General features: G+C 33.5%; 19 protein-coding genes. 11 read left to right on the top strand and 8 right to left on the bottom strand.

The features are described from left to right. The 6 genes from FLACHUCJ7_RS14460 to hpt form a co-directional block, all read right to left on the bottom strand. Positions 1-125: transposase (locus FLACHUCJ7_RS14460; protein ID WP_180909369.1), on the bottom strand; the 125-nt coding region annotated here is incomplete at its 3' end. Between the two features lie 136 nt (positions 126-261). Further along, positions 262-2406, bottom strand: coding sequence for a S46 family peptidase (locus tag FLACHUCJ7_RS14455; protein WP_180909368.1), 2145 nt, complete (start codon positions 2404-2406; stop codon positions 262-264). Between the two features lie 176 nt (positions 2407-2582). Continuing rightward, on the bottom strand, positions 2583-3584 hold the full coding sequence (gene obgE / locus FLACHUCJ7_RS14450) for a GTPase ObgE (RefSeq protein ID WP_078225719.1): 1002 nt from the start codon (positions 3582-3584) through the stop codon (positions 2583-2585). A gap of 105 nt (positions 3585-3689) precedes the next feature. Beyond that, positions 3690-4964 (bottom strand): hemolysin family protein, encoded by a 1275-nt coding sequence (locus FLACHUCJ7_RS14445; RefSeq protein WP_180909367.1) that lies wholly within the window; start codon positions 4962-4964, stop codon positions 3690-3692. Between the two features lie 199 nt (positions 4965-5163). Continuing rightward, complete coding sequence (locus FLACHUCJ7_RS14440) at positions 5164-5736, bottom strand: adenylate kinase (protein WP_180909366.1); 573 nt, start codon at positions 5734-5736, stop codon at positions 5164-5166. Between the two features lie 131 nt (positions 5737-5867). Next, positions 5868-6398 (bottom strand): hypoxanthine phosphoribosyltransferase, encoded by a 531-nt coding sequence (gene hpt, locus FLACHUCJ7_RS14435; protein ID WP_031455655.1) that lies wholly within the window; start codon positions 6396-6398, stop codon positions 5868-5870. A gap of 184 nt (positions 6399-6582) precedes the next feature. On the opposite strand from hpt, the gene FLACHUCJ7_RS14430 reads away from it, so the two are divergent. The 7 genes from FLACHUCJ7_RS14430 to purE all read left to right on the top strand — a co-directional run bounded on the left by FLACHUCJ7_RS14430 (position 6583) and on the right by purE (position 14470). Next, positions 6583-7860, top strand: a complete 1278-nt coding sequence (locus tag FLACHUCJ7_RS14430) for a PQQ-dependent sugar dehydrogenase (protein WP_180909365.1) — start codon at positions 6583-6585, stop codon at positions 7858-7860. A gap of 221 nt (positions 7861-8081) precedes the next feature. Next, positions 8082-10178: a TonB-dependent receptor gene (locus tag FLACHUCJ7_RS14425; RefSeq protein ID WP_180909364.1), complete on the top strand. Its 2097-nt coding sequence runs from the start codon at positions 8082-8084 to the stop codon at positions 10176-10178. A gap of 24 nt (positions 10179-10202) precedes the next feature. Further along, on the top strand, positions 10203-10754 hold the full coding sequence (locus FLACHUCJ7_RS14420; RefSeq protein WP_180909363.1) for a hypothetical protein: 552 nt from the start codon (positions 10203-10205) through the stop codon (positions 10752-10754). A 53-nt stretch (positions 10755-10807) separates the two neighbouring features. Then, positions 10808-11968, top strand: coding sequence for a 5-(carboxyamino)imidazole ribonucleotide synthase (locus tag FLACHUCJ7_RS14415; protein WP_180909362.1), 1161 nt, complete (start codon positions 10808-10810; stop codon positions 11966-11968). 78 nt (positions 11969-12046) lie between these two features. Continuing rightward, positions 12047-13288 (top strand): AAA family ATPase, encoded by a 1242-nt coding sequence (locus FLACHUCJ7_RS14410; RefSeq protein ID WP_180909361.1) that lies wholly within the window; start codon positions 12047-12049, stop codon positions 13286-13288. 1 nt (position 13289) lies between these two features. Further along, complete coding sequence (locus tag FLACHUCJ7_RS14405) at positions 13290-13886, top strand: HNH endonuclease domain-containing protein (RefSeq protein WP_180909360.1); 597 nt, start codon at positions 13290-13292, stop codon at positions 13884-13886. Positions 13887-13984: 98 nt separating this feature from the next. Further along, entirely contained in the window at positions 13985-14470 is a 486-nt protein-coding gene (gene purE, locus FLACHUCJ7_RS14400; RefSeq protein ID WP_180909359.1) for a 5-(carboxyamino)imidazole ribonucleotide mutase, read from the top strand. A gap of 220 nt (positions 14471-14690) precedes the next feature. Here purE and FLACHUCJ7_RS14395 read toward each other — a convergent pair whose 3' ends face one another. Further along, a complete protein-coding gene (locus FLACHUCJ7_RS14395) occupies positions 14691-15362 on the bottom strand; it encodes a hypothetical protein (RefSeq protein ID WP_230408833.1) in 672 nt (223 codons plus the stop codon). Positions 15363-15582: 220 nt separating this feature from the next. Here FLACHUCJ7_RS14395 and FLACHUCJ7_RS14390 point away from each other — a divergent pair, with 220 nt between their 5' ends. Then, positions 15583-17610 (top strand): M3 family metallopeptidase, encoded by a 2028-nt coding sequence (locus FLACHUCJ7_RS14390; protein WP_180909358.1) that lies wholly within the window; start codon positions 15583-15585, stop codon positions 17608-17610. 136 nt (positions 17611-17746) lie between these two features. Next, entirely contained in the window at positions 17747-18406 is a 660-nt protein-coding gene (locus FLACHUCJ7_RS14385) for a SanA/YdcF family protein (protein WP_180909357.1), read from the top strand. Positions 18407-18642: 236 nt separating this feature from the next. On the opposite strand, the gene FLACHUCJ7_RS14380 is transcribed toward FLACHUCJ7_RS14385, so the two are convergent. Next, a complete protein-coding gene (locus tag FLACHUCJ7_RS14380; RefSeq protein ID WP_180909356.1) occupies positions 18643-19905 on the bottom strand; it encodes a cation:proton antiporter in 1263 nt (420 codons plus the stop codon). 172 nt (positions 19906-20077) lie between these two features. On the opposite strand from FLACHUCJ7_RS14380, the gene FLACHUCJ7_RS14375 reads away from it, so the two are divergent. Together FLACHUCJ7_RS14375 and FLACHUCJ7_RS14370 are read left to right on the top strand one after the other, a co-directional pair. Then, positions 20078-21490, top strand: coding sequence for a hypothetical protein (locus FLACHUCJ7_RS14375; RefSeq protein WP_078225704.1), 1413 nt, complete (start codon positions 20078-20080; stop codon positions 21488-21490). Between the two features lie 16 nt (positions 21491-21506). Beyond that, positions 21507-22673 carry a hypothetical protein gene (locus FLACHUCJ7_RS14370; protein WP_180909355.1) on the top strand — a complete coding sequence of 389 codons (1167 nt, stop codon included), beginning with the start codon at positions 21507-21509 and terminating at the stop codon, positions 22671-22673. Positions 22674-22675: the final 2 nt, after the last annotated feature.

The following is a 22675-nucleotide window of genomic DNA, read 5'->3' as shown; positions in this document are numbered from 1 at the left end:
AAAAGTTCACGGCAACGCTTTTGAATATCTCCCTTCAAAACTTTAAACCTATACTTGGTTACCCAAACAACATGACATGTTAATCGGCTTACTGTATGCGAACTTTTTCTTACATCTGCACTCATAATCTAAAGATAAAGATTTTTTCGCATTACTAAAGTACTGCAATAAATTGCAGGGTTTTAAACCCGAATCTGAGACCAATAAAAAACCCGACAGATTTGAAATCTGTCGGGTTTAATTTTTAAAACTAAATTGAGACTATTTTGCAATCGTCAATTCGTCAATAATGTTTTTCGCTCCTGCGTATTTGTCGATAATCCAAAGTACGTAACGAATATCTACGTTGATTGTTCTTTGCAATTTAGAGTCAAAAATTACGTCTCCAGCCATCGCTTCGATGTTTCCGTCAAAAGCGATTCCGATTAATTCTCCTTTTCCATTAAGAACAGGTGAACCAGAGTTTCCTCCTGTGATATCGTTATCCGTAAGGAAATTGATTGGCATGTAACCAGCTTTATCAGCATATTGTCCGTAATCTTTTGCTTTGTTCAACTCTAACAAACGAGCCGGTAAGTCAAATTCCTGATCTCCTGCTTTATACTTTTTCACCATACTCTCCATGGTAGTATAATTGTTGATCTTAGCATCATTACGAGGATCTGCAGGCAAAGCACGAACTTTTCCGTAAGTTAATCTCAAAGTAGAGTTTGCATCCGGATATTTTACTGCATTTAATTTTGATTCTCTTAAACCTTCAACTAATACACGGTAAGCAGTAGCAAATCCGTCATCAGCTTTTGCCTGATCATCTGTTTTAGTACGATATTTTGTCAGTAAATCAGTAGAGATAATATACAAAGGATCAAGTGGAAGAGCCGCCGGTTTTGGACTTGCTAAGTATTCTAAAATTTTTTCTTTAGAAGTAAAAAAACTTGTTTCAGTTGCTTTTGCTATATCAGCAGTAAAGTCACCGTTATTAGCCGCTTTCATTTTAGCAATTTGTGGTGCCAAACCATATTCAGCTCCTTTTGCAGCATATAAATTTAATTGTGCCGTTAATACATCTTTTTCTAACGGAGCATAAAATTCACCGTAGATATCTTCAACCATCGCGTTGATTTTCGGCAGCATTTCTGCTTTTTTAGCGTCATTTTCTTTAGAGTATGCTATTAATGCATTTCCTAAATTGGCAGGTCCGGTTGCATACGCTGAAGTACGCAAAAGCTGAATCAGGTAATTATCGTGAGTCGCTTTTAAATTTGTTTCTCTGTAATAATCATTAATTGTTGGAATAACATTTTCGTACTTTTCTTTATTAGCTGGTTTACTTGCCCATTCGTAGAATTTATCTTCCTGAGCTGCTTTTATGTCTACTGTTCCTGCTTTTGTCAAGGCGTCAATCATACCCTGACGGTTTTTCCAGTAATTGGCAGTCGAAGCATACTTTGAAGCATATTGTAAACGAACAGTTGCATCCTTATCCATATACTTTTTCATTTGATCCATTCCGGTTTTAGCACCTTCAACCCAGGCAGGATAAGCATATTTTATATTTTGTTCGATTCCTCCGGCCGGCATCCAGCGGTTTGTTCTTCCCGGATAACCTAAAATCATGGCAAAATCATTTTCTTTTACACCTTTGATACTTACCGGAAGATAATGTTTTGGCTGTAAAGGCACATTGTCTTTAGAATATGCTGCAGGATTACCATCTTTGTCAGCATACACTCTGAACATTGAGAAATCTCCTGTCTGACGAGGCCATTCCCAGTTGTCTGTGTCGCCACCAAATTTACCAACACTTTCAGGAGGCGTACCCACTAAACGAACATCTGTATAATCCTGATAAACGAAATAATAATATTCATTCCCCTGAAAGAAAGGACGAACAGAAACAGTGTATTTTCCGCCTTCGTTGTTTTCTTTTTCGATCAAAGCAATTTCCTGCTGAATGATTTTATTTCTTTCGGTCTCTGTCATTGTAGGATTTACTTTTGACAAAATTCTTTTTGAAACATCGTCCATACGTACGAAGAAACGAACGTATAACGATTTTGGTTTCATCTCGGCACTTTTTTCTTTTGCCCAGAAACCATCTTTTAAATAGTTTTGCTCTGCAGTTGAAAGCTCGGCAATCGCGTCGTAACCACAGTGGTGATTGGTTAAAACTAAACCGTTTTTAGAAACGATTTCAGCAGTACATCCTCCGTTAAACTGCACAATAGCATCTTTTAAACTGTGGTGATTAATGCTGTAAATTTCTTCGGCTGTCAATTGCAAGCCCATTTTCTGCATATCCCTATGGTTCAGTCTTTCAATAAACATTAAGAACCACATTCCTTCATCAGCTCTTACGGGAAAAGCCATAAGACACATCGTCAAGAATAAAATTATTTTTTTCATGTTATTTTGTTTAAGTCTTGCGAAGATAATTCATTTTCACAATCATAACACTCAATTTACATTGAAAATTAAATTCAACCGTCTCTTTTTATTACTTTTTTGCGGATTTAACATTTTATTAAAAACAAAAGGTGTCCTGCAGTACAGAACACCTTTTGAAAAATTTCAGTATTTTATTATTCATTAAGCATCTTCCAAAGTTTGTCTTTCAAATCTGTCAAACCTTGTTGAGCGACAGATGAAATAAACATATACGGAACATCTTTAAACGAAACGTCTAGCTCTGCTTTCAATTCTGCTTTCAGTTCATCGTCCAGCATATCGCATTTTGAGATTACCAAAAGACGTTCTTTGTCCAGCATTTCAGGATTGTATTTGGTTAATTCATTAACCAGAATATCATATTCCGCTTTAATATCCGGCGTATCTACAGGAACTAAAAACAGTAACGTTGAGTTACGCTCAATATGACGCAGGAAATAATGCCCTAAACCTTTTCCTTCTGCAGCACCTTCAATAATTCCCGGAATATCAGCAATTACAAAAGACTGAAAATCCCTGTAAGCTACGATTCCTAAGTTTGGTTTTAAAGTCGTAAACGGATAATCGGCAATTTTTGGTTTTGCCGAAGTCAATACAGAAAGTAAAGTTGATTTTCCTGCATTTGGAAAACCTACCAATCCAACATCGGCCAAAACTTTCAGTTCCAGAATTACGTCCATTTCTAAACCAGGTAAACCCGGCTGCGCGTAACGAGGCGTTTGGTTTGTTGAACTTCTAAAATGCCAGTTTCCTAAACCTCCTTTTCCTCCTTTTGCCAGAATCCTTTTTTCGCCGTGTTCAGTAACCTCGAAAAGTGTTTCTCCGGTTTCTTTGTCTTTTACAACAGTTCCCAACGGCACTTCTATAATTTTATCATCTCCATCAGCACCTGTACTACGGTCTCCTCCTCCGTCTCCACCGTGTCCTGCTTTAATGTGACGGGCAAATTTTAAATGAAATAGTGTCCAAAGACCTTTATTTCCCACTAAATATACGTGTCCACCACGACCACCGTCACCTCCGTCCGGTCCTCCTTTTTCAATAAATTTCTCCCTATGTAAATGCGTAGATCCTTTTCCTCCTTTTCCGGAAGAGACATATATCTTAACGTAATCTACAAAATTTCCTTCTGTCATTTTTTCTTGTTTATCTGTAGTTTCAGGTTTCAGGTTCCAAGTTTCAAGTTATGCAGTACGCTAACCTGAAACTTGAAACATTTTAAACTTGAAACAAAATTCTCTCTACTCTTTTAATGCTTTCACAAGCACTTTATCAATCTTCACACCGTCCATATCGACAACTTCTAATATAAATTTTTGCCAAATTAGCTTTTCTCCTTCTTTTGGAATATGTGATAGCTCAGTCATAATCATTCCACTTACGGTGTTTACTTCGTAATCGTTTGTTAATTCGTCTAATTCGAAATACGTTAAGAAATCGTGTAATGAATAATGTCCGTCTACCAGCCATGAACCGTCTTCTCTTTCTATAAGCTGAAATTCGTCTTTGTAAAATTCAGATGCGTCACCAACCAGCGCTTCAAGAATATCGTTCAGCGTAATCATTCCCTGAAAAATGCCATATTCATCTGAAACTAATGCATAATGAACGCCTGTTTTTTTGAAATTCTCCAGCGCCTTGTAAGCAGTGGTTTGTTCCATCAAATAAGGTGCATCCGTCATTATAGTAGCCAGATCAAAATTATCTTTTTCGATATTGGCAAAAATATTTTTTAAGGTTACAACCCCAACAATATCATCATAATTATCATTGTAAACCGGATAAACTGCATGCAAATCCTGAACAACCAGCTCTTTAACTTTAGCTTTATCTTCTTTTAAAGGAAGCATGTCTACTGACTTACGGTGCGTCATAAGAGAGCTTACTTTACGGTCTCCAATGTGAAAAACACGCTCCACAATGTCCTGCTCAATTTCCTGAACTTCACCTACTTCAGTTCCTTCTTTGATGATGGCTTTAATTTCTTCCTCCGTAACTTTTCCGTCAGCAGTTGGTTTTATCTGAAAAACATTCAATAAAAAATCTGTTGAAGAGGTAAGCAGCCAGATAAACGGTGCCGTGATAATCGAAATCACTTTCATTGGCATAGCGACCATTTTGGCAATAGATTCCGGATAATTTAAACCAATTCGTTTTGGCAGTAATTCCCCTAAAACCAATGAGAAAAAAGTTAAAACAACAACCACAATTCCAACGGCAACTGAATGCGCGTAAGGTTTTAAAACTTCGAATCCGCTAACAAAGGTTTCGACATCCATTGTGATTTTATCCCCTGAATAAATACCCGTCAAAATTCCGATTAAGGTGATCCCGATTTGTACGGTTGATAAAAATTTGTTTGGGGAATTGGCTAAGTCGAGTGCTGTTTTAGCGCTTTTATTTCCTTTTTTTGCAGCAGTTTCCAGTCTGTTTTTTCTAGCCGAAATCAATGCAATTTCTGACATCGAGAAAACTCCGTTTAGTAGTATTAGAAAAAATATTATTAGTATTTCCAATTTGTGGCTTGTTCGTTATATAATAGTCGTTAATGTAATTTGTAACCCTGATCGTGTTATAGCCCAGATGGAAGAGAAAAGCCCGGAGCTAAAAAACTAATTTTTCCTGCCAGAAAACAGCGACCGGCGGAAGCTCGTTTTATGGTTTGGAAAAATAGTTTTTTTAGCGAGGACTTGTAACGTACAGCTGGAAAAGCTTCTACAAATTATCTATAACTGACGTTAATCTTTCTGTAATTTCTTCAATTGTTCCGATACCGTTTACAGCATGAAATTTATTTTGCTCTTTATAATATCCAATTAGCGGAGCTGTTTTTTCGTTGTATTCCTGATATCTTACACGAATTTTTTCTTCGTCCTGATCATCAGCTCTTCCGCTTGTTTTTCCTCTTTCAAGCAAACGTGCTACCAAAATTTCGTCATCAGCTTCTAAAGCGATTGTTGCTGTCACACTAGACCCAATTGTTGGCAAAAATTTATCTAAAGCCTCTGCCTGGTTGATTGTTCTTGGATAACCATCGAACAAAAATCCTGCTGTATCAGGGTGTTTCTTTACTTCATCAATTAACATTGCTGTTGTTACTTCGCAAGGAACCAATTCTCCATTGTCCATAAAAACTCTTGCTTTTTTACCTAGTTCAGTATCATTTTTTAAATTGAAACGAAAAATATCTCCTGTCGAAAGGTGTGTTAAATTGTATTTTTCTTTTAAAAATTCTGCCTGAGTTCCTTTTCCTGCTCCCGGCTTTCCAAATAAAACAATGTTAATCATAAAAGTAATTTAATGATTAAAAGATTTAAAATTGAAAGATTTTTGTAATCTTAAATAATTTGAAATTCTCTAATCGTGTTGTTAATGTAGTTATGTTATTTTTTAATTTTTTAATCTTTAAATGCTTAAATCTACTCGGCAAGCTTATAGATTTCGGGTAAATTTCTTCCTAAACCATCATAGTCAAGACCATAGCCCACAATGAATTTGTTTGGAATTCTGATTCCCACATAATCAATTTTGATGTCTTTTTTATAAGCTTCCGGCTTAAAGAACAAAGTTGCAATTTTAAAATGCTTTACATTTTGCTCCTTAAACTTATGTTTTAATTCTTCGATTGTGTTTCCTGTGTCGATAATATCTTCGATAATGACAACCGTTCTTCCTGAAAGATCCTGATTGATTCCGATTAATTCCTTAACCGAATTTGTACTTTCTGTTCCTTCATACGACGCCATTTTTATGAATGAAACTTCGCAGGGACTTTTATATTTTTTCAGAAAATCAGCGACAACCATAAATGCGCCATTCAAAACACCAACAAAAATGGGCGTATCATCTCCAAAATCATCTTCTACCTGTGCCACTATTTTGGATAAAGCGAAATCAATTTCTTTAGCCGAAATAAACGGAACAAATTGTTTATCGTGAAGTTGTATCATTATTTTTGTTCTTTAAAATAATGGACAAAGATACAGAATTACTACCAAAGTGTAAGTATCAAAATTTTATAGTAGCAGTACTTTTTTGAGAATGTTAAATATCAGTTAATATTCCCAAACGGTTTAGTGCAACTCTTTCAGAATCATTAAATTGTTGTTTGACAAATATTTAATCAAAATCACCATGAAAATTACCATACAATTATTATCTGTATCCTTATTAACTATAATAACAGCCTGCAATGGCCAGGTTAAAAAAGAAGAAAAAGAAGCTCTGGCAAAACAGCCGGGCAATGTTGTAAAAACTGCTATTGGAAATATTACACTTCCTCCGCCCTACGCAACAGAATCTAAATCTAAAAACAGTAAAGTAATAGGCTGGCCGGAAGGAAAAACACCAAAAGCACCTGAAGGTTTTACGGTTACAAAATTTGCTGACGGATTTGAGAATCCGCGTTGGTCTTACATCGGTCCAAACAATGACATTTTTGTTGTTGAAAGCGGCACAAGAACAAGCAAAAACCAAATTATAATTTTGCGTGACAAAGACAAAGACGGCGTTTTTGAAACCCGTGAAGTCTTTTTGAAAGACCTCAACAGACCTTTGGGAATGCTTATTCTGAAAGACTTTTTTTATGTTGCCAATACGGACGGACTTTACCGCTATCCTTATAAAAACGCTCCATTGAAATTAGAAACCAAGGGAGTCAAAATTGTTGAACTTCCTGCTGGCGGTTATAACAACCACTGGACCAGAAGCCTGCTTGCCAACCCTGAAGGAACAAAAATTTATATTGGCGTGGGTTCAGGAAGCAATGTTGGAGAAAATGGAATGGATAAAGAAATTCGACGCGCTGCGATTTTAGAAATCAATCCTGACGGAACCGGTGAGAAAATTTATGCTGAAGGCCTTAGAAACCCAATGGGAATGGACTGGAATCCAGCCAATAAAAAAGAACTCTGGACCGCAGTTAATGAGCGCGACGAGCTGGGCGATGACCTGGTTCCGGATTATATTACAAGTGTAAAAAGAGGTGGCTTTTACGGATGGCCGTATTCTTATTTTGGAAATATTCCTGATCCAAGATTAAAAGGCGAGCGAAAAGACTTAGTCGAAAAAGCAATTGTTCCTGATGTTCCGGTTGGTGCACATACTGCCTCTTTGGGATTGGCTTTTTATACAAAAAATGCTTTTCCGGCAAAATATAAAAACGGAGCTTTCGTAGGACAGCACGGTTCCTGGAATCGTTCTGTAATTTCCGGCTATAAAGTGCTGTTTGTTCCTTTTAAAGACGGAAAACCATCCGGAAAACCGGAAGATTTTTTAACCGGATTTATTTCAGATACAGACAAAGCGGAAGTTTATGGTCGTCCGGTAGCGGTTACCGTTATGAATGACGGATCGCTTTTGGTAAATGATGATAGCGGGAATACGATTTGGAAAGTAACTGCTAACAAGTAAAATTCCAATCTCATAACTATCGGGATAAATTCTAAATTCCAAACTTTACGCTAATTTTTAAACACATAGAAACATCGTATTACGGGAACTTAAAAAGGCATTTCACTAGTTTTAAAACACATAGCTATGTGTCTTTTAGCAAGTGAAACGCCTTTATAGACAATCCAAAACTATGTTTCTATGTGTTTAAAATTTAAACTCTAAAACTAAATTGTTTCTTTATGCTCTTAAAAAAATATTGCTTTTTTCTTCTGTCTATAATGATTTTACAAAACACTTTTGCGCAGGAAGAAAAAAGCAAATCTATTACTACTGCTAAACCGGAAAAACTCGAAGAAGTTATTATCAGTTCCTTACATATTAATGACAGCCTCCAAAATGCGCCGGCTTCTATTGGCATTTTATCTAAAAAAGAGCTGATACAAAATAACGCTACTGATATTACGAATGTGGTAAATACGATTCCGGGTGTTTTTATGCAGTCTTCAAACTTTACCACAACCCGAATTTCGATTCGCGGAATTGGAGCCAGAACGCCTTATGGAACAAATAAAATCAGGGCTTTTTACGGCAGTATTCCGCTGACTTCCGGAAACAGCGAAACGGTGATTGATGATATTGATTTAGAAAACCTGAACCAGATTGAGATTATTAAAGGACCGCTTTCGAGTATCTACGGAGCAGGGTTAGGCGGAGCGATTTTGATCTCACCGCAGCTTTCAAAAAATAATGGACAAACTGCAGCTGTAAGTTCTGTATTTGGTTCGTTTGGATTATTGAAAAACAGTTTGAATTATAGTCTCGATGAAAAAAATTCAAGCCTGAATTTTAGTTATCATAATCTGAAATCTGATGGCTGGCGTGAAAACAGTTCTTATAAGCGTGAAGGAATTACACTCGCGGGAGAATTATTCAGAAGACAAAACAGTAAACTTACTTATTTCACTAATTATACTTATTTAAAAGGTTTTATTCCGAGTTCTATTAGTAAAGAAGTTTATGATTCAAATCCGCAATTGGGTGCAGCAACCTGGGTGGCTTCAAAAGGATTTAAAGAATATAAATCGACTCTGGCAGGACTGGCTTATGATTTTAAAATTAATGACAACCTGAGTAACTCAACTTCTGTTTTTATCAATTATAAAGACAGCAACGAACCGCGACCTTTTGATGTTTTGCGACAATATACTTTTGCGACGGGCGCGAGAACGCAATTTTCAGGAAATTTCGAAATTGGAAAATTGAAGAATCAATTCATTTTGGGAATGGAATATTTTACAGACAATTACAACGGAAATACCTTTGAAAATCTATACAAACAAAATAACGGACAAGGCAGTTTACAAGGAAATCAATTGACTGAAAGCGATCAGAAAAGACATTTTTATAATATTTTTTCGCAAATCAGATCGTTGCTTTCTGAAAAATTCGAAGTTCAATTTGGTTTAAATTATAATGAAACGCATTTTGAACTAACGAACCTTCTTCCGCAAAAAACTTCAACTGAAAAATACAGTTATGACGGCATTTTTTCCCCACAGCTTTCTTTATTATTCAAACCAAATCAACAACAAACCATCTATTTTTCAGCAAGTCGTGGATTTTCATTACCAGCAACCGAAGAAACTTTGACGAGCAATGGAACCATCAATCCGGATATTAAACCTGAAAACGGCTATAATTTTGAATTGGGCGGGAAATTCTATTTCTTCAACAAAAATCTTTATACAGAAATTGTTTTGTACCGAATGGAAATTAAAGATTTATTGGTTGCCAAAAGAATTGGCGATGATCAATATGAAGGTGTAAACGCGGGAAAAACATTGCATGAAGGAATTGAAATTACGTTGAAACACAATTGGCAAATTAATCGGATTTTCAATCTGAATTCTTATGTTGGAACATCAATCGGAAAATATGAATTTCAGGAATTCGTTGATAGTGGAAATGATTATTCCGGAAACAAATTAACCGGAGTTCCTGCAAACAAAGTCAATGCGGGACTGGTTTTAAATACACATTTTGGAATTTATTTAAATGCCGATTATCAATTTGTAGATGAGATTCCGATGAACGATTCGAATACAGCTTTTTCAGATTCTTATAATATTGTAAACTTAAAAACAGGTTATCGTTTTGAAATTCTTCATAATCTAAGTTCTAATTTAGCTTTTGGAGTTAATAATGTGACCAACGAAAAATATGCTTCTTTAATATTACCAAATGCACTTCCTGTCGGGACTTCATCTCCAAGATATTATTATCCCGGACTTCCTGTAAATTATTACGGAACGGTATCCTTAAATTATTTATTTTAGTGGCTGAATCATTAAACTAAAAAAATGCTTTCTGAACTGCAGCAAAAACTGGATTATGTAAATGCTTACAGGGAAAATCGGCTAATAGCTGCACAGGATATTTTAGAAAATCCTGCACTTTTCAGTGAATTAGTTTCAATCTGTTTTACGCCTTCAGACAAAAACAATCATAAAGCCTGCTGGATTTTAGAATTTGTCTCTTACGAAGAATTGCTTTGGCTGCAGCCACATCTTGATTTTTTTTGTTCTAATTTGAAAGTTTTAAAAGATGAAAGTTCACTTCGCCCCGTCGCAAAAGTCGTTCAGCTTTTAGTCAAGTCACATTATCAAAAAGAGGAAAACAAAATCTGTTTATCCGAAGAAAATCTTCAGGACTGCATAGAAGCGAGTTTTGACTGGCTGATTAATGATGTAAAAGTTGCCACAAAAGCGTATTCGATAAGAACTTTATACCTCTTAGGAAAACATTATGAGTGGATTCATCCTGAACTAAAAGTTATTCTTGATAAAGATTTTGGAGATCATTCCGCAGCATACAAGGCCGTTGCTAAAGAAGTTTTGAAGAAAATAAAATAGTGTTTTTTCGCAATTCAATCCTTTAAAGTATCTTTGCAAAAACATAACACAAAATGAATTATTTTTCTTCTGATTTTAAATTAGGAATATTAGGCGGCGGACAATTGGGCAAAATGCTTTTGTTCGACACCAGAAAATTTGATATACAAACTTACGTTTTAGATCCAAGTGACGAAGCACCGAGTAAAATTGCCTGCAACAAATTCTTTCAGGGCGATTTAATGGATTATGATACGGTTTACAACTTCGGGAAACAAGTTGATGTTTTGACTTTCGAAATCGAATTGGTAAATCTGGAAGCTTTAACGCAATTAGAAAACGAAGGCTTAAAAGTATATCCCTCTCCTAAAACCTTAAAAGGAATTCAGAATAAAGGAATCCAAAAGCAATTTTACGCAGCTAATAATATCCCAACTGCTCCTTTTGAACGATTTGAGAATCTTGAAAATCTAAAATCAACAATCGTTAATCAACAATCTAAAATCAATTTACCTTTCGTATGGAAATGTACGGAGTTTGGTTATGATGGAAATGGCGTAAAAGTGATTCGTCAGGTTTCTGATTTAGATACATTGCCAAATGTTGAATGTATTGCAGAAACTATGGTTCCGTTCAAAAACGAACTGGCGGTAATTGTGGTAAGAAATCCATCAGGAGAAATTAAAACGTATCCGGTTGTCGAAATGGAATTTCATCCGGAAGCTAACCAAGTAGAATACGTAATCTGTCCGGCAAGAATCGGTGAAAAAGTTGCCCAAAAAGCCAGAGCAATCGCGTTGAATGTTTCAGAAAAATTCAATCACGTTGGACTTTTGGCTGTTGAAATGTTTCAAACCAATGAAGATGAGATTTTGGTAAATGAGGTTGCGCCACGTCCGCATAATTCTGGACATTATTCAATTGAAGCAAGTTATACTTCGCAATTTGAAAATCATTTACGTGCAATTTTAGATCTTCCGTTAGGAAACACAGATAGTAAAGTTGCCGGAATTATGGTAAATTTAGTAGGTGCCGAAGGTTTTTCCGGAAATGTGGTTTATGAAAACATCGAAACTATTTTAGGATGGAATGGTGTTACGCCACATATTTACGGTAAAAAACAAACACGTCCGTTTAGAAAAATGGGTCATGTTACGATTGTAAATGAAGATATGGCTGAGGCTAGACGAATTGCGCAGGAAGTTAAGAATACTATTAGAGTGATTAGTAACTAGTCCTTATTAGTGATTAGTCCTTAGTCGTGTTGCCAATTTAGCTATGATTTTTTAATTAGCTTTGTAAAAATTCAATAAATGAAAATTTCAAAATTACATATAGAACAGTTTAGACAATTAGAAAATCTTAATTTCGATTTTACTTATCCAAAAGATTTTCATATTGAAGAAAAAAGAGGAAAACCTTTAGACAAAATATGTTTTATTGGACAAAGTGCTACTGGAAAAACTAGTTTATTAGAATTAATTGATATAAAAACTCATAATAATTCATATATTGATTATCCTGAAGAATTTCAACATGTTTCTTCATTGGAAAAACTTAAAGCGTCGTTATGCGTAATATTTAATGATGATCGAAAGGAATTTTGTATTAAAAACAAAGAAATATTAATCAATTATTTAGTTGACAAAAAACTGGACACAAATGATTTGACAAAAAAGATCTTTTTCCCTTCAGAATTAAATATCAGCAAAATAATTAATTTTCTCGAACCTAAAGGAATTCAAAACCTAAATAACAAAGATAAAAATCTTTTTTTAAAGAAATATAATCAATTTAAACTAGGAGATGAAAACTACGATGAAATCTATAGGTATATTTCAAATGACTTTGTAGAGTACCAAGAAAGTATTCTAAAAAAAGCCTCAGATTTCTTAAGTAATTCTTCTGATCAAAATAAATTTCTTTCTGAGTTTAATCAATGGATGACAGAAAATCCAAATCCAAACTTAGAGTTTGCTACAAAATTAAATATTGTTCTAAAAAAACTAAACTTAGAAGTAGACATAAACAATACATTATCATTTTTAAAAATTAAAAATTCTAACAGTGATAACTTTGTACCTGTAAATTCCCTAAGCACGGGAACTAAGCTTTTAATATCCTTATTATTACCATTATATAAATTCAACACAGAAGATTCAATAATTTTAATTGACGAGCCTGAAAGATCATTATATCCAGATATACAAATGGAATTAATGGATTATTATAAAAATCTTGCTCCAGAGGCACAATTTATTGTTGCAACACATTCTCCTTTTATTGCTGCATCTTTTGAGCCTGAAGAAAGGTTTATTTTATATTTCGATAATGAAGGTAAAGTTGCTGTTCGTAGAGGAAGTTCTCCTATTGGAGATGATCCCAATGATATGCTTAAAAATGATTTTGGAGTTAATTATTACAACAAACATGGCGAAGAAGCCTATAAAAAATATATTGCTCTAAAACAGGAAGTAGCAAACGAAACTGACCCTAAAAGAAAAAAAGAGTTATTATTAGAAACTGTCAAACTCGGTGATACTTATAATTTCTAATATGAGAAGAGTTATCAAAAATGACGATTCCCAAATTAAAAAAAGTAATTTGGGTTACATCGAAGGCAGTTCAAATAATAATTTAAAAATTTCGAAGATTTTATATAAAGAGCAAAAAGGTTTTTGCATTTATACTGAAGAATATTTAGGAAGAGCTGATGCAAGAGATATCGAACATTTTGATCCAACTTTAAAAGGAACTCCTAAAGATTCATATTCAAATTGGTTTTTAGTTAAACATCAATGGAATAAAGAGAAATCATCTAAATGGGAAGATTATCAACCTGTTTTACATCCAACTACAAATGATTTCGATCAAAGAATAGTTTATGATAGTGGAGATTATCGAGTTGCTGAACTAGATGATCATGAAGCTGTTAATTTAATCAAATTACTAAAACTTGATGACATTATTTTAGCAGACGAAAGAAAAAAGTATATTCAAAGAAAAGCCAAAGAACTTTCTATATATGGAGTTTCTCCAAAAGAGTTTTTTAAAATATTAATTGAGGATGATATCAAACAAATATCATATCTGCGAGCAATTCATGAAGAATTCAAAATTGACATTTGGAATATGATTCCAGAAATAGAGTAAAACAAACAGTTTTCAGTTTCCAACAACCTGAAACTTTAAACCTGACACGAGGCTTTAGCCGAATTGGCGAAGCAAACAAAACACAACAAAAATAAAACATGAGCAAAGTAGCTATTATAATGGGAAGCATCTCCGACATGCCAGTAATGCAGGATGCAATCGACATATTAAAACAATTTAATATTGAAGTTGAAGTAGATATTGTTTCGGCACACAGAACGCCGGAGAAATTATTTGATTTCAGCAAAAATGCACACACTCGCGGAATTTCTGTAATTATTGCCGGAGCGGGCGGTGCGGCACATTTACCAGGAATGGTGGCTTCGATGTCTCCACTTCCTGTAATTGGAGTTCCTGTAAAATCAAGTAATTCAATTGATGGCTGGGATTCGGTATTGTCGATTCTGCAAATGCCGGGTGGTGTTCCTGTTGCTACAGTGGCGCTAAACGGAGCAAAAAATGCCGGAATTTTGGCAGCACAAATCATTGGAAGCCATGATAAAAAAATCCTTGATACTATTATTTCTTATAAAGAAGAATTGAAAGCTGCGGTTAATAAAGCTGCAGAAGGATTGAAAAAATAAGATTATTCCACGGAGATACGCAAAGATAAAAAGCAGAGATTCACTAAGATTTTTTAAAGTTATTATTGAAGAAAACTTTGCGAATCTCTGTGTCTTTCTTAGCGAGTCATTGTGAAACAAAATTTATACTTAACAAAGAGGCTGAAAGTTGAAAAATAAAAATACATTAAAAAGGCTTCCAATTACGGAAGCCTTTTTTGCTTTTATAGCGTTTTAGAAATTACATTTCATCTTCAATTGTTTCAAGAACAGATTCAAATTCATAATCCTCTATATCTTCTTTATTTATCCAATTTTCTGATGTAACCAGATTATAATTTACATTATCTTCTGTTGTCAATTCCCAAATAATACTTTCTGCTTCAGGAAATGGAATGTTCTGAGAAATTTGGTTTTCAAACAATCTTTTGATAAGATTTCTGTCTGACAAACCATTATTCAACAATTTCAGTACATTTTCTTCAGTCAATTTTTGTATTTCTCCATCCTTTGGCGTCATTGAAAAATGAACTACAGAAGCTTTTGCATTTGGAAATTTTCCATTGTATGCTTTAAAAAGCAATTGATTGACATTGAATAAAGTACCTTGCATGTGTATTTCCGGATATTCTTCACAAACCTTATCGATTAACATGTTGTTCGAAATTTGCTCAATCTGTCCTTCGGTTAATTGATCTCCTAATTTATATTCCAAAACTATTGCGGCTGCTTCATTAGGCTCGTAATCCGAAATGGCCATTTCTAATAATTCCGGCAAACTGCTTTTCTCGGCCGCTGCTCCATCCGGATAGTTGAATTTTTCTAATAACCGAATTAAATCTTCACCAGACCAATATCCTTCTACTTCATTCACCGTATCAATATTCTTAATTACAACTTGATAATTCATCATTTCTATTTTTATAATTACGATTAGTATTTTTATAATGCTAACCTATTTTCTCAATTTACGCTTTTAAAACCGCCTTGAGAAACAAATAACATATCTATAACACATTTTAAGAGGATTTTATGCCAAGATCAATTTCATATAGGAGGATTAGATTTTTATAAATTGTTATCTTTGGAATTCAAAATTTTTGACTTCAATTAATAAAAAACAGTATATTATAATGAGTGTTTTACTTTCAAAATTTATAACCAAACATAATACAGCCCCTTTTTCGCAAATTAAAATCGAAGATTATTTTCCGGCTTTTCAGGAAGGAATAGCTTTGGCGAAAGCCGAAATTGACGCAATCGTAAATAATCCGGAAGCACCGACTTTTGAAAACACGATTCTTGCAATGGAATATTCCGGTGATATTCTGGATCGTCTTTCGAGCATTTTCTTCAATTTGAATTCGGCGGAAACGAATGAAGAAATGCAGAAAATCGCTCAGGAAGTTTCTCCTTTATTAGCCGAATTTGGAAATGACATAACATTAAACGCTGAATTATTCGCCAAGATAAAAGCTGTTTACAATCAAAAAGAAAGTCTGAACCTCAATCCGGAACAAACTACGCTTTTAGACAAAAAATACAAAAGTTTCTCAAGAAACGGAGCTAATCTTGCCGAAGATAAAAAAGACCGCTTACGCGAAATCGACAAAGAATTATCTAAATTGAGTTTACAGTTTGGAGAGAATGTTTTAGCAGAAACCAATGCTTTTGAATTGCATTTAACCAACGAAAGTGATTTAGCCGGCTTACCGGAAGGCACAATTGAAGCAGCAAGATTATTGGCCAAAAGTCAGGAAAAAGAAGGCTGGATTTTCACATTGGATCACCCAAGCTACATTCCATTTTTAACTTATGCTGACAATCGCGAGCTTCGTAAAAAAATGGCGATTGCCTTTGGAGCAAGATCATTTCAGAATAATGAATTTGACAATCAGGAAAATGTATTGAGAATTGCCAAATTACGTTTTGAAAGAGCGAATTTATTAGGGTATAAAACACATGCACATTTTGTTCTGGAAGAGAGAATGGCGCAAAGCCCTGATAAAGTTTTTACTTTTTTGAACGATTTACTGGCAAAAGCTAAACCTGCAGCACAAAAAGAATTTTCAGAATTGACTTCTTTTGCAAAAGAATTAGACGGAATCGAACAATTGGAAAAATGGGACGGTGCTTATTATTCTGAAAAATTAAAACAACAGCTTTTCAATTTGGATGATGAAAAACTAAAACCGTATTTTCAATTGGAAAAAGTTTTAGAAGGTGCATTTACAGTTGCAAATAAACTTTTCGGATTAACATTTACCGAAGTTTTTGATATCGATAAATACCATGAAGAAGTTTCAACTTATGAAGTAAGAGATGCTGAAAATAATTTGATTTCGATTTTCTATGCTGATTTCTTTCCAAGAAAAGGAAAAAGAAACGGTGCATGGATGACTTCATTTAAATCACAATATGTAAAAGACGGTGTAAATGAAAGACCGCATATTTCGAACGTTTGCAATTTTACAAAACCAACCGAAACAAAGCCTTCGTTATTGACTTTTAATGAAGTAACCACTTTATTTCACGAATTTGGTCACGGATTACACGGAATGCTGGCCAACACAACGTACCCAAGTTTATCAGGAACTTCTGTTTATTGGGATTTCGTAGAGTTGCCAAGTCAGATTATGGAAAACTGGTGTTACGAACCGGAAGCTTTGGCTTTGTTTGCAAACCACTATGAAACCGGAGAAATTATTCCGATTGAGTATGTTCAGAAAATTAAGGAAAGTGCCAGTTTTCAGGAAGGTTTGGCAACTTTACGTCAGTTAAGTTTCGGATTATTAGATATGGCGTGGCATGGACAGGATCCGACCGGAATTACTGATTTAAAGGCATTCGAAATAGAACAATTTGCCAACACTCAATTGTATCCGGATGTAAAAGAAAATGCCATGAGTACAGCTTTTTCACATATTTTCCAGGGTGGATATTCTTCCGGATATTACAGCTACAAATGGGCTGAAGTTCTGGATGCTGATGCTTTTGAATATTTTCAGGAAAATGGAATCTTCAACACAGAAATAGCGAAAAAATTTAAAGACAATGTGCTTTCTAAAGGAGGAACAGAACATCCGATGACTTTGTACAAACGTTTCAGAGGTCAGGAACCAAAGCCTGAGGCTTTGTTAAAAAGAGCGGGATTGCTTTAGATATCTGACTTCTTAGAGAATAAATAGTAAAACCGAGGCAGCAATACTTCGGTTTTTTATTTCTTCGCTTTAGCCATAAAAATAATTTTACTTATCTTGACCTAAATTTTGGCTTAATCTTATAAAAAAAATCAGTTTGAAAAAATATTTTAAAATAGCGATTTACCTTGCCATTATCGGATTGATTGCAATTGTTTCTGTAAACTATCACGTAAAATCATCTACCAAAAAATATATTCATTATTCTTTAAGAAAATTTCCAAAAAATGATGTTGGAATTATTTTTGGAGCCGGAATCAATGGTGACCAGCCCAGCAAATATTTAAAAGACAGACTAGATGCCGGGATTCGTTTGTACAAAGCAAAAAGAATCAATAAAATTCTGCTCTCAGGAGACAACGGACGCAATGAATACGATGAATTGACAGTTATGAAAAATTATTGCCAGCGACATGGAGTTGACACCACAAAAATTTTTATTGATTACGCGGGTTTTGATACTTACTCTACGATGTACCGAGCAAAATATATCTTTAAAATTAAAAAGGCAACTTTAATCTCACAGGAGTATCATTTGAACCGCGCCATTTATATCGGAAGAAGTCTTGGAATAAAATCGGCAGGTTATTCGGCTAACAAAGGTGAATATCAGGGTTATCAATATGTCAAATTCAGAGAATATATTTCGACATTCAAATCCTTTTTTGATGTTTTAAGAAGCAGAGAGCCTCATTTTTTAGGAAATCCGATTCATATAAATGGTCAGTCCAATTATTCTAAAGAGGATAAAAGGTAAAAAAAACGAAGCAAAAATAAGGAGGGCACTGAAAAAGTCCTTTAAAATTAAAAAGGTAATTTTACAAGTAAAATGGAGGCTCTGAGAATCGTCTGTACGAAATGTTCTCAATCACCTATCCGAATACATTAAAGAAAAAGAGGTTGTTTTCATATTTGAAAACAACCTCTTTTGATAAATAGCCACTTTTTCAGTGCCCTCAAAAATAAGGCTTCGTTTTTTTTATGTTCATTGTTTTATTCTTTCTCTAAAACTTTATTGGCAACTTTTCCAACTGTTAATCCTTGTACTACAATTGAAAATAAAACAACAATATAGGTGATTTCCAAAAGTAGGTTTTTATATTCTCCATCAGGCAGTGAAAGTACCAAAGCAATAGAAACTCCTCCACGTATTCCACCCCACACCAATACAGTTAAAGAGCCTTTATTGTAGGCAGATTTTATTCCGAAGAACTTGAAGATATCAAAGAATTTCCATGGTAAAACGATTGACGAAACTCTGGCAAACAGTACAATTAAAATAGTTACCAAACCAATTACTAATTGTTTGTCCAGATTTGGCAAAAGCAATAATTCAAATCCGATAAATAAGAATAAAATCGCATTTAATATTTCATCTATAAGTTCCCAAAATTTCTCCAGATAATCTTTTGTTACTTCGCTCATCGCTACTTTTTTACCATAATTTCCGATAATCAAACCGGCAACAACCATCGCCAGCGGACTTGAAACGTGTAAACTTTTGGCAATCAAAAATCCCCCCATTACTATAGATAAGGTTATTAAAACAGAAACGTTATAATCGTCAATTTTTTTGATAACTTTTGAAGCAGTAAAGCCTAAAACAGCTCCTAATAAAAGCCCACCAATTCCTTCTTTTGCGAAAAGCCAGGCAATTGAGCCAAAACTCATATCAAATGTTGGATCTGTAGCCATTTTTAAAACAACCGCAAACATAACCACTGCTACTCCATCATTAAACAACGATTCTCCCACAATTTTAGTTTCGATTCTTTTAGGAACTTTTGCTTGTTTCAAAACTCCCAACACTACAATTGGATCAGTCGGCGAAATTAAAGTTCCGAAAACAAGGCAAAACACATAAGGAATATTAATTCCTAATAGCGGTGCGATATAATACAGCAGCATCGCAATAATTAATGCCGACAATACGACACTTACTGTCGAATATATCATTATTGGCACTTTTTGTTCTTTGAGATCAGCCATATTTACGTGCAGTGCTCCTGCGAACAAAAGAAAATTCAACACAGCGCCCATTAGGATTTCGTTGAAATCAAATTGTTTTATTAACTCAAAAAAGTGTTTGGTTGTAACCGGAAAATAAGAATCTCCCAGAAGACGTATTCCGACTGAAACCAACATGGCAATAATCATTATTCCGATCGTTCCCGGAAGTTTTAAAAATCTTAGGTTTAAATAGGCGAAGAAAGAAGCCAGTACAATAAGTACCGAAAAGGTGTAGTATAATTCCATAAAAGTGATTTTTACAAAAATATCCTTCTCATTATTTAATCTAAAATTCGAGGGCTGAATTAACACAACTTTATAATTATTTAAAAAAAATAACTTTCTACAGCTATAAATTTTGATATCGTTTTAAAAAGAATATTTTTGTACGTAATTACTCTTTTTTTTAAACCACTTTATGAAATTAACTTTTAGCGAAACCCAAAATAATGTAATTAATAAAATTTGGGTATTCGGAATTATACTTTTCTCTTTAAGTATGCTCCAGTATTACATCGAAGTTTTTACCCCGGACACATTTATATTTAAACAAATTTGGCGTGTACTTTTTTGGTTTTCCAACTCATTAATTCTTTCCTGGTATTTTTATAAAAACAATAAAATTAAGACTGGAATCATTTTACAATTATTGAGTGCTCTTTATTTTTTCAAAAATAATATTTCATTTTTATTAGACTATAACTTCACACACTATCTTTACTTTTTAACCTGGTATAAAAGCGGTTACATTTACAAAACCATAAGTTTTTTATCATTTATTATTCCTTTTCTTTATTTTGTTAAGCACTACTTTACGCTAGAAAATTTTAATGTTTCCAAAAAAACAAAATGGTTTTTTCCAATACTGATATCTATACTTTTATTCAATGTTATTGATTTAGAAGTTACCGATGCATTTGGAAATTTTACCTTTTTAAACTTCAGTGAACCTTATTTACAGGATATATTCATAACCATTATGGAATTTATCAAAACCTTCAAAATTTTATTTGCACTTGTTGGCTTTTTCTACATTACCAATAGATCTGGAGGAATAAAAAGTATTCGAAAACCAATTGACGAAGAATTTATTGATACAAAATTCTTTAAATGGGGCTTTATAATCAGTTTTTTTCTCTTGATTCTAACGCTCTTAAATCTGGCCCAATCGATATTTACAATTTCTCTTTTTTCTTCAAGTTTTGATTTAGCTGAAGTAATCAAATTAGTGTCAAACTATTTTCTATTAGTGTATTCAGGAAGATTTTTAGGCAACTTGATTCAATTTCGCGGCTATTCCTTAAAAAAATATTTCGGAATCATAAATGCTTTTAGCCTTATTCCTATCTTGAATATTTTTAGTTTTATATTTTTACTGCTAACAAAAAAAACAGAAAACGTTACGCAATATTTTCTTAATTTAAAGAAAAACAAAAAACTTCATTTAGCTATTTATTGCTTTTTACTAAGTGCTTTTTTAATATATGAATATTTTACAAATGAAGTAAAAACCATCAACGATTTGATAAAAATCCCTGTATTTATACTAGCAATACTTTTGGTTGCGAATTATAAAATCATGACCAAAATTGTTCCTTTTGCAGTAGTTCTGTTTTTATATTTTGAAGACATAAAACGCTTTTTTGATTTTACAGAAGGCTATCTCATTTTTTTTAAAGACAAGATTTTATCCTTTCTATGGCTCTCCAGTTTTGGTGTTTTTATTCTGTATTATGTCCTTTATTATGTTTTACATAAATCCTTTTATGTTGTGTATTCAAACACCCAAAACGAAGAAAAGGTAACAGCAAATACTGATAAGTTTAATTAAACAATAAATGCGTATCATGAAAACTATCAAAATAATATATGTACTGGTATTCCTTTTATCATTATCAAGTTGCAAAAGGTATAATCTTGAAGAAAATCAAGCCAATAACGAATTAATTGAGCAAGGGACAAAAATTACCAAAGAAGATGCTCAAAAGATTTTTAATTTAAAAGTAAATCTGACTTCATTATCGGAACTGGGTAAATATAATATTGCTATTCCGGAAAATTACATTGCCGAAGTTACAGTCTATGAGCAGGGTAATATTGATTTGGAATTTGGAAAAATAGATTTTGAAACCCGAAAAGATGTTATCGCTATTGAATTAACTTCAGCTTTACTTCCAAATGAAAGGTTTTACTCACAAAGCGTTTATATCATCAAAGATGAAAACCCTAATCTAATAAGCATTTCACAAATCAAAAACCAGCTTGTAAAAGAAAACAATATCTACTTTGAAGATTCAAACAGTATTATTTACGGTGAAAATTTTACCGTCATACATTACGATTACGATCCTGCCACAAAAAGCTATATTATTTTCAATGGAGCATCCGATCATTTTGAAAAATTTCCTGAAAAAGAAAATCTTGCCCTTCATATGCTTAAGAATGGTAAAAATTTATTAAAAAAGGATTTCAAAAATAAACCTTTTAATTCATGGGAAGAATATGTAATAAATAATCCCTATGCTGAAATCTATTTATTCAAATCTATTTTTAATAAAATAGACAAAGAGATGAAAGCTTTCCTGGATACAAACCAGTCAGTTTCGCCAAGATCAGAAGGAAACTATGATTATGTAACGTTTTACAGATCAAATAATGCAATGGATTTAGTTTATCTTAATTTTCTAAATGCAGTAAAAACAAATACCATAGAGACTTACGAACTGCCTGAAAATATCGGTAACGATTTTGAAAAAAATTTTATTGACTATAGATACTCGCGATCCAATAATTACAACTATTATCAAATAGAGAATCTTACCGATTTAAAAATTACGGATCCAGAATATAATGATCGTGTTTTTGAAAAATTGATTTGTAATGTACAATATAACGGAAATAGTTTTTACTTAATTACAAATCAAGTTTCAGATCTTACAAGAGACTTTTACATTAAAATGTTCAATTATTATTCAAAAAACAAAACGTTGGATATTCTTTCCCCAAAAAAATAAAT

This window comes from Flavobacterium salmonis (assembly GCF_903819435.1).
Taxonomy (GTDB): Bacteria; Bacteroidota; Bacteroidia; order Flavobacteriales; family Flavobacteriaceae; genus Flavobacterium; species Flavobacterium chungangense.
This window is presented reverse-complemented; position numbering and strand designations above follow the sequence as displayed.

Bases quoted from the DNA above. Each gene is read 5' to 3' on its own strand.
- FLACHUCJ7_RS14455 (WP_180909368.1), bottom strand. From the start codon at position 2,406: ATGAAAAAAATAATTTTATTCTTGACGATGTGTCTTATGGCTTTTCCC.
- obgE (WP_078225719.1), bottom strand. From the start codon at position 3,584: ATGACAGAAGGAAATTTTGTAGATTACGTTAAGATATATGTCTCTTCC.
- FLACHUCJ7_RS14440 (WP_180909366.1), bottom strand. From the start codon at position 5,736: ATGATTAACATTGTTTTATTTGGAAAGCCGGGAGCAGGAAAAGGAACT.
- hpt (WP_031455655.1), bottom strand. From the start codon at position 6,398: ATGATACAACTTCACGATAAACAATTTGTTCCGTTTATTTCGGCTAAA.
- FLACHUCJ7_RS14430 (WP_180909365.1), top strand. From the start codon at position 6,583: ATGAAAATTACCATACAATTATTATCTGTATCCTTATTAACTATAATA.
- FLACHUCJ7_RS14425 (WP_180909364.1), top strand. From the start codon at position 8,082: ATGCTCTTAAAAAAATATTGCTTTTTTCTTCTGTCTATAATGATTTTA.
- FLACHUCJ7_RS14420 (WP_180909363.1), top strand. From the start codon at position 10,203: ATGCTTTCTGAACTGCAGCAAAAACTGGATTATGTAAATGCTTACAGG.
- FLACHUCJ7_RS14415 (WP_180909362.1), top strand. From the start codon at position 10,808: ATGAATTATTTTTCTTCTGATTTTAAATTAGGAATATTAGGCGGCGGA.
- FLACHUCJ7_RS14410 (WP_180909361.1), top strand. From the start codon at position 12,047: ATGAAAATTTCAAAATTACATATAGAACAGTTTAGACAATTAGAAAAT.
- FLACHUCJ7_RS14405 (WP_180909360.1), top strand. From the start codon at position 13,290: ATGAGAAGAGTTATCAAAAATGACGATTCCCAAATTAAAAAAAGTAAT.
- purE (WP_180909359.1), top strand. From the start codon at position 13,985: ATGAGCAAAGTAGCTATTATAATGGGAAGCATCTCCGACATGCCAGTA.
- FLACHUCJ7_RS14395 (WP_230408833.1), bottom strand. From the start codon at position 15,362: ATGATGAATTATCAAGTTGTAATTAAGAATATTGATACGGTGAATGAA.
- FLACHUCJ7_RS14390 (WP_180909358.1), top strand. From the start codon at position 15,583: ATGAGTGTTTTACTTTCAAAATTTATAACCAAACATAATACAGCCCCT.
- FLACHUCJ7_RS14380 (WP_180909356.1), bottom strand. From the start codon at position 19,905: ATGGAATTATACTACACCTTTTCGGTACTTATTGTACTGGCTTCTTTC.
- FLACHUCJ7_RS14375 (WP_078225704.1), top strand. From the start codon at position 20,078: ATGAAATTAACTTTTAGCGAAACCCAAAATAATGTAATTAATAAAATT.
- FLACHUCJ7_RS14370 (WP_180909355.1), top strand. From the start codon at position 21,507: ATGAAAACTATCAAAATAATATATGTACTGGTATTCCTTTTATCATTA.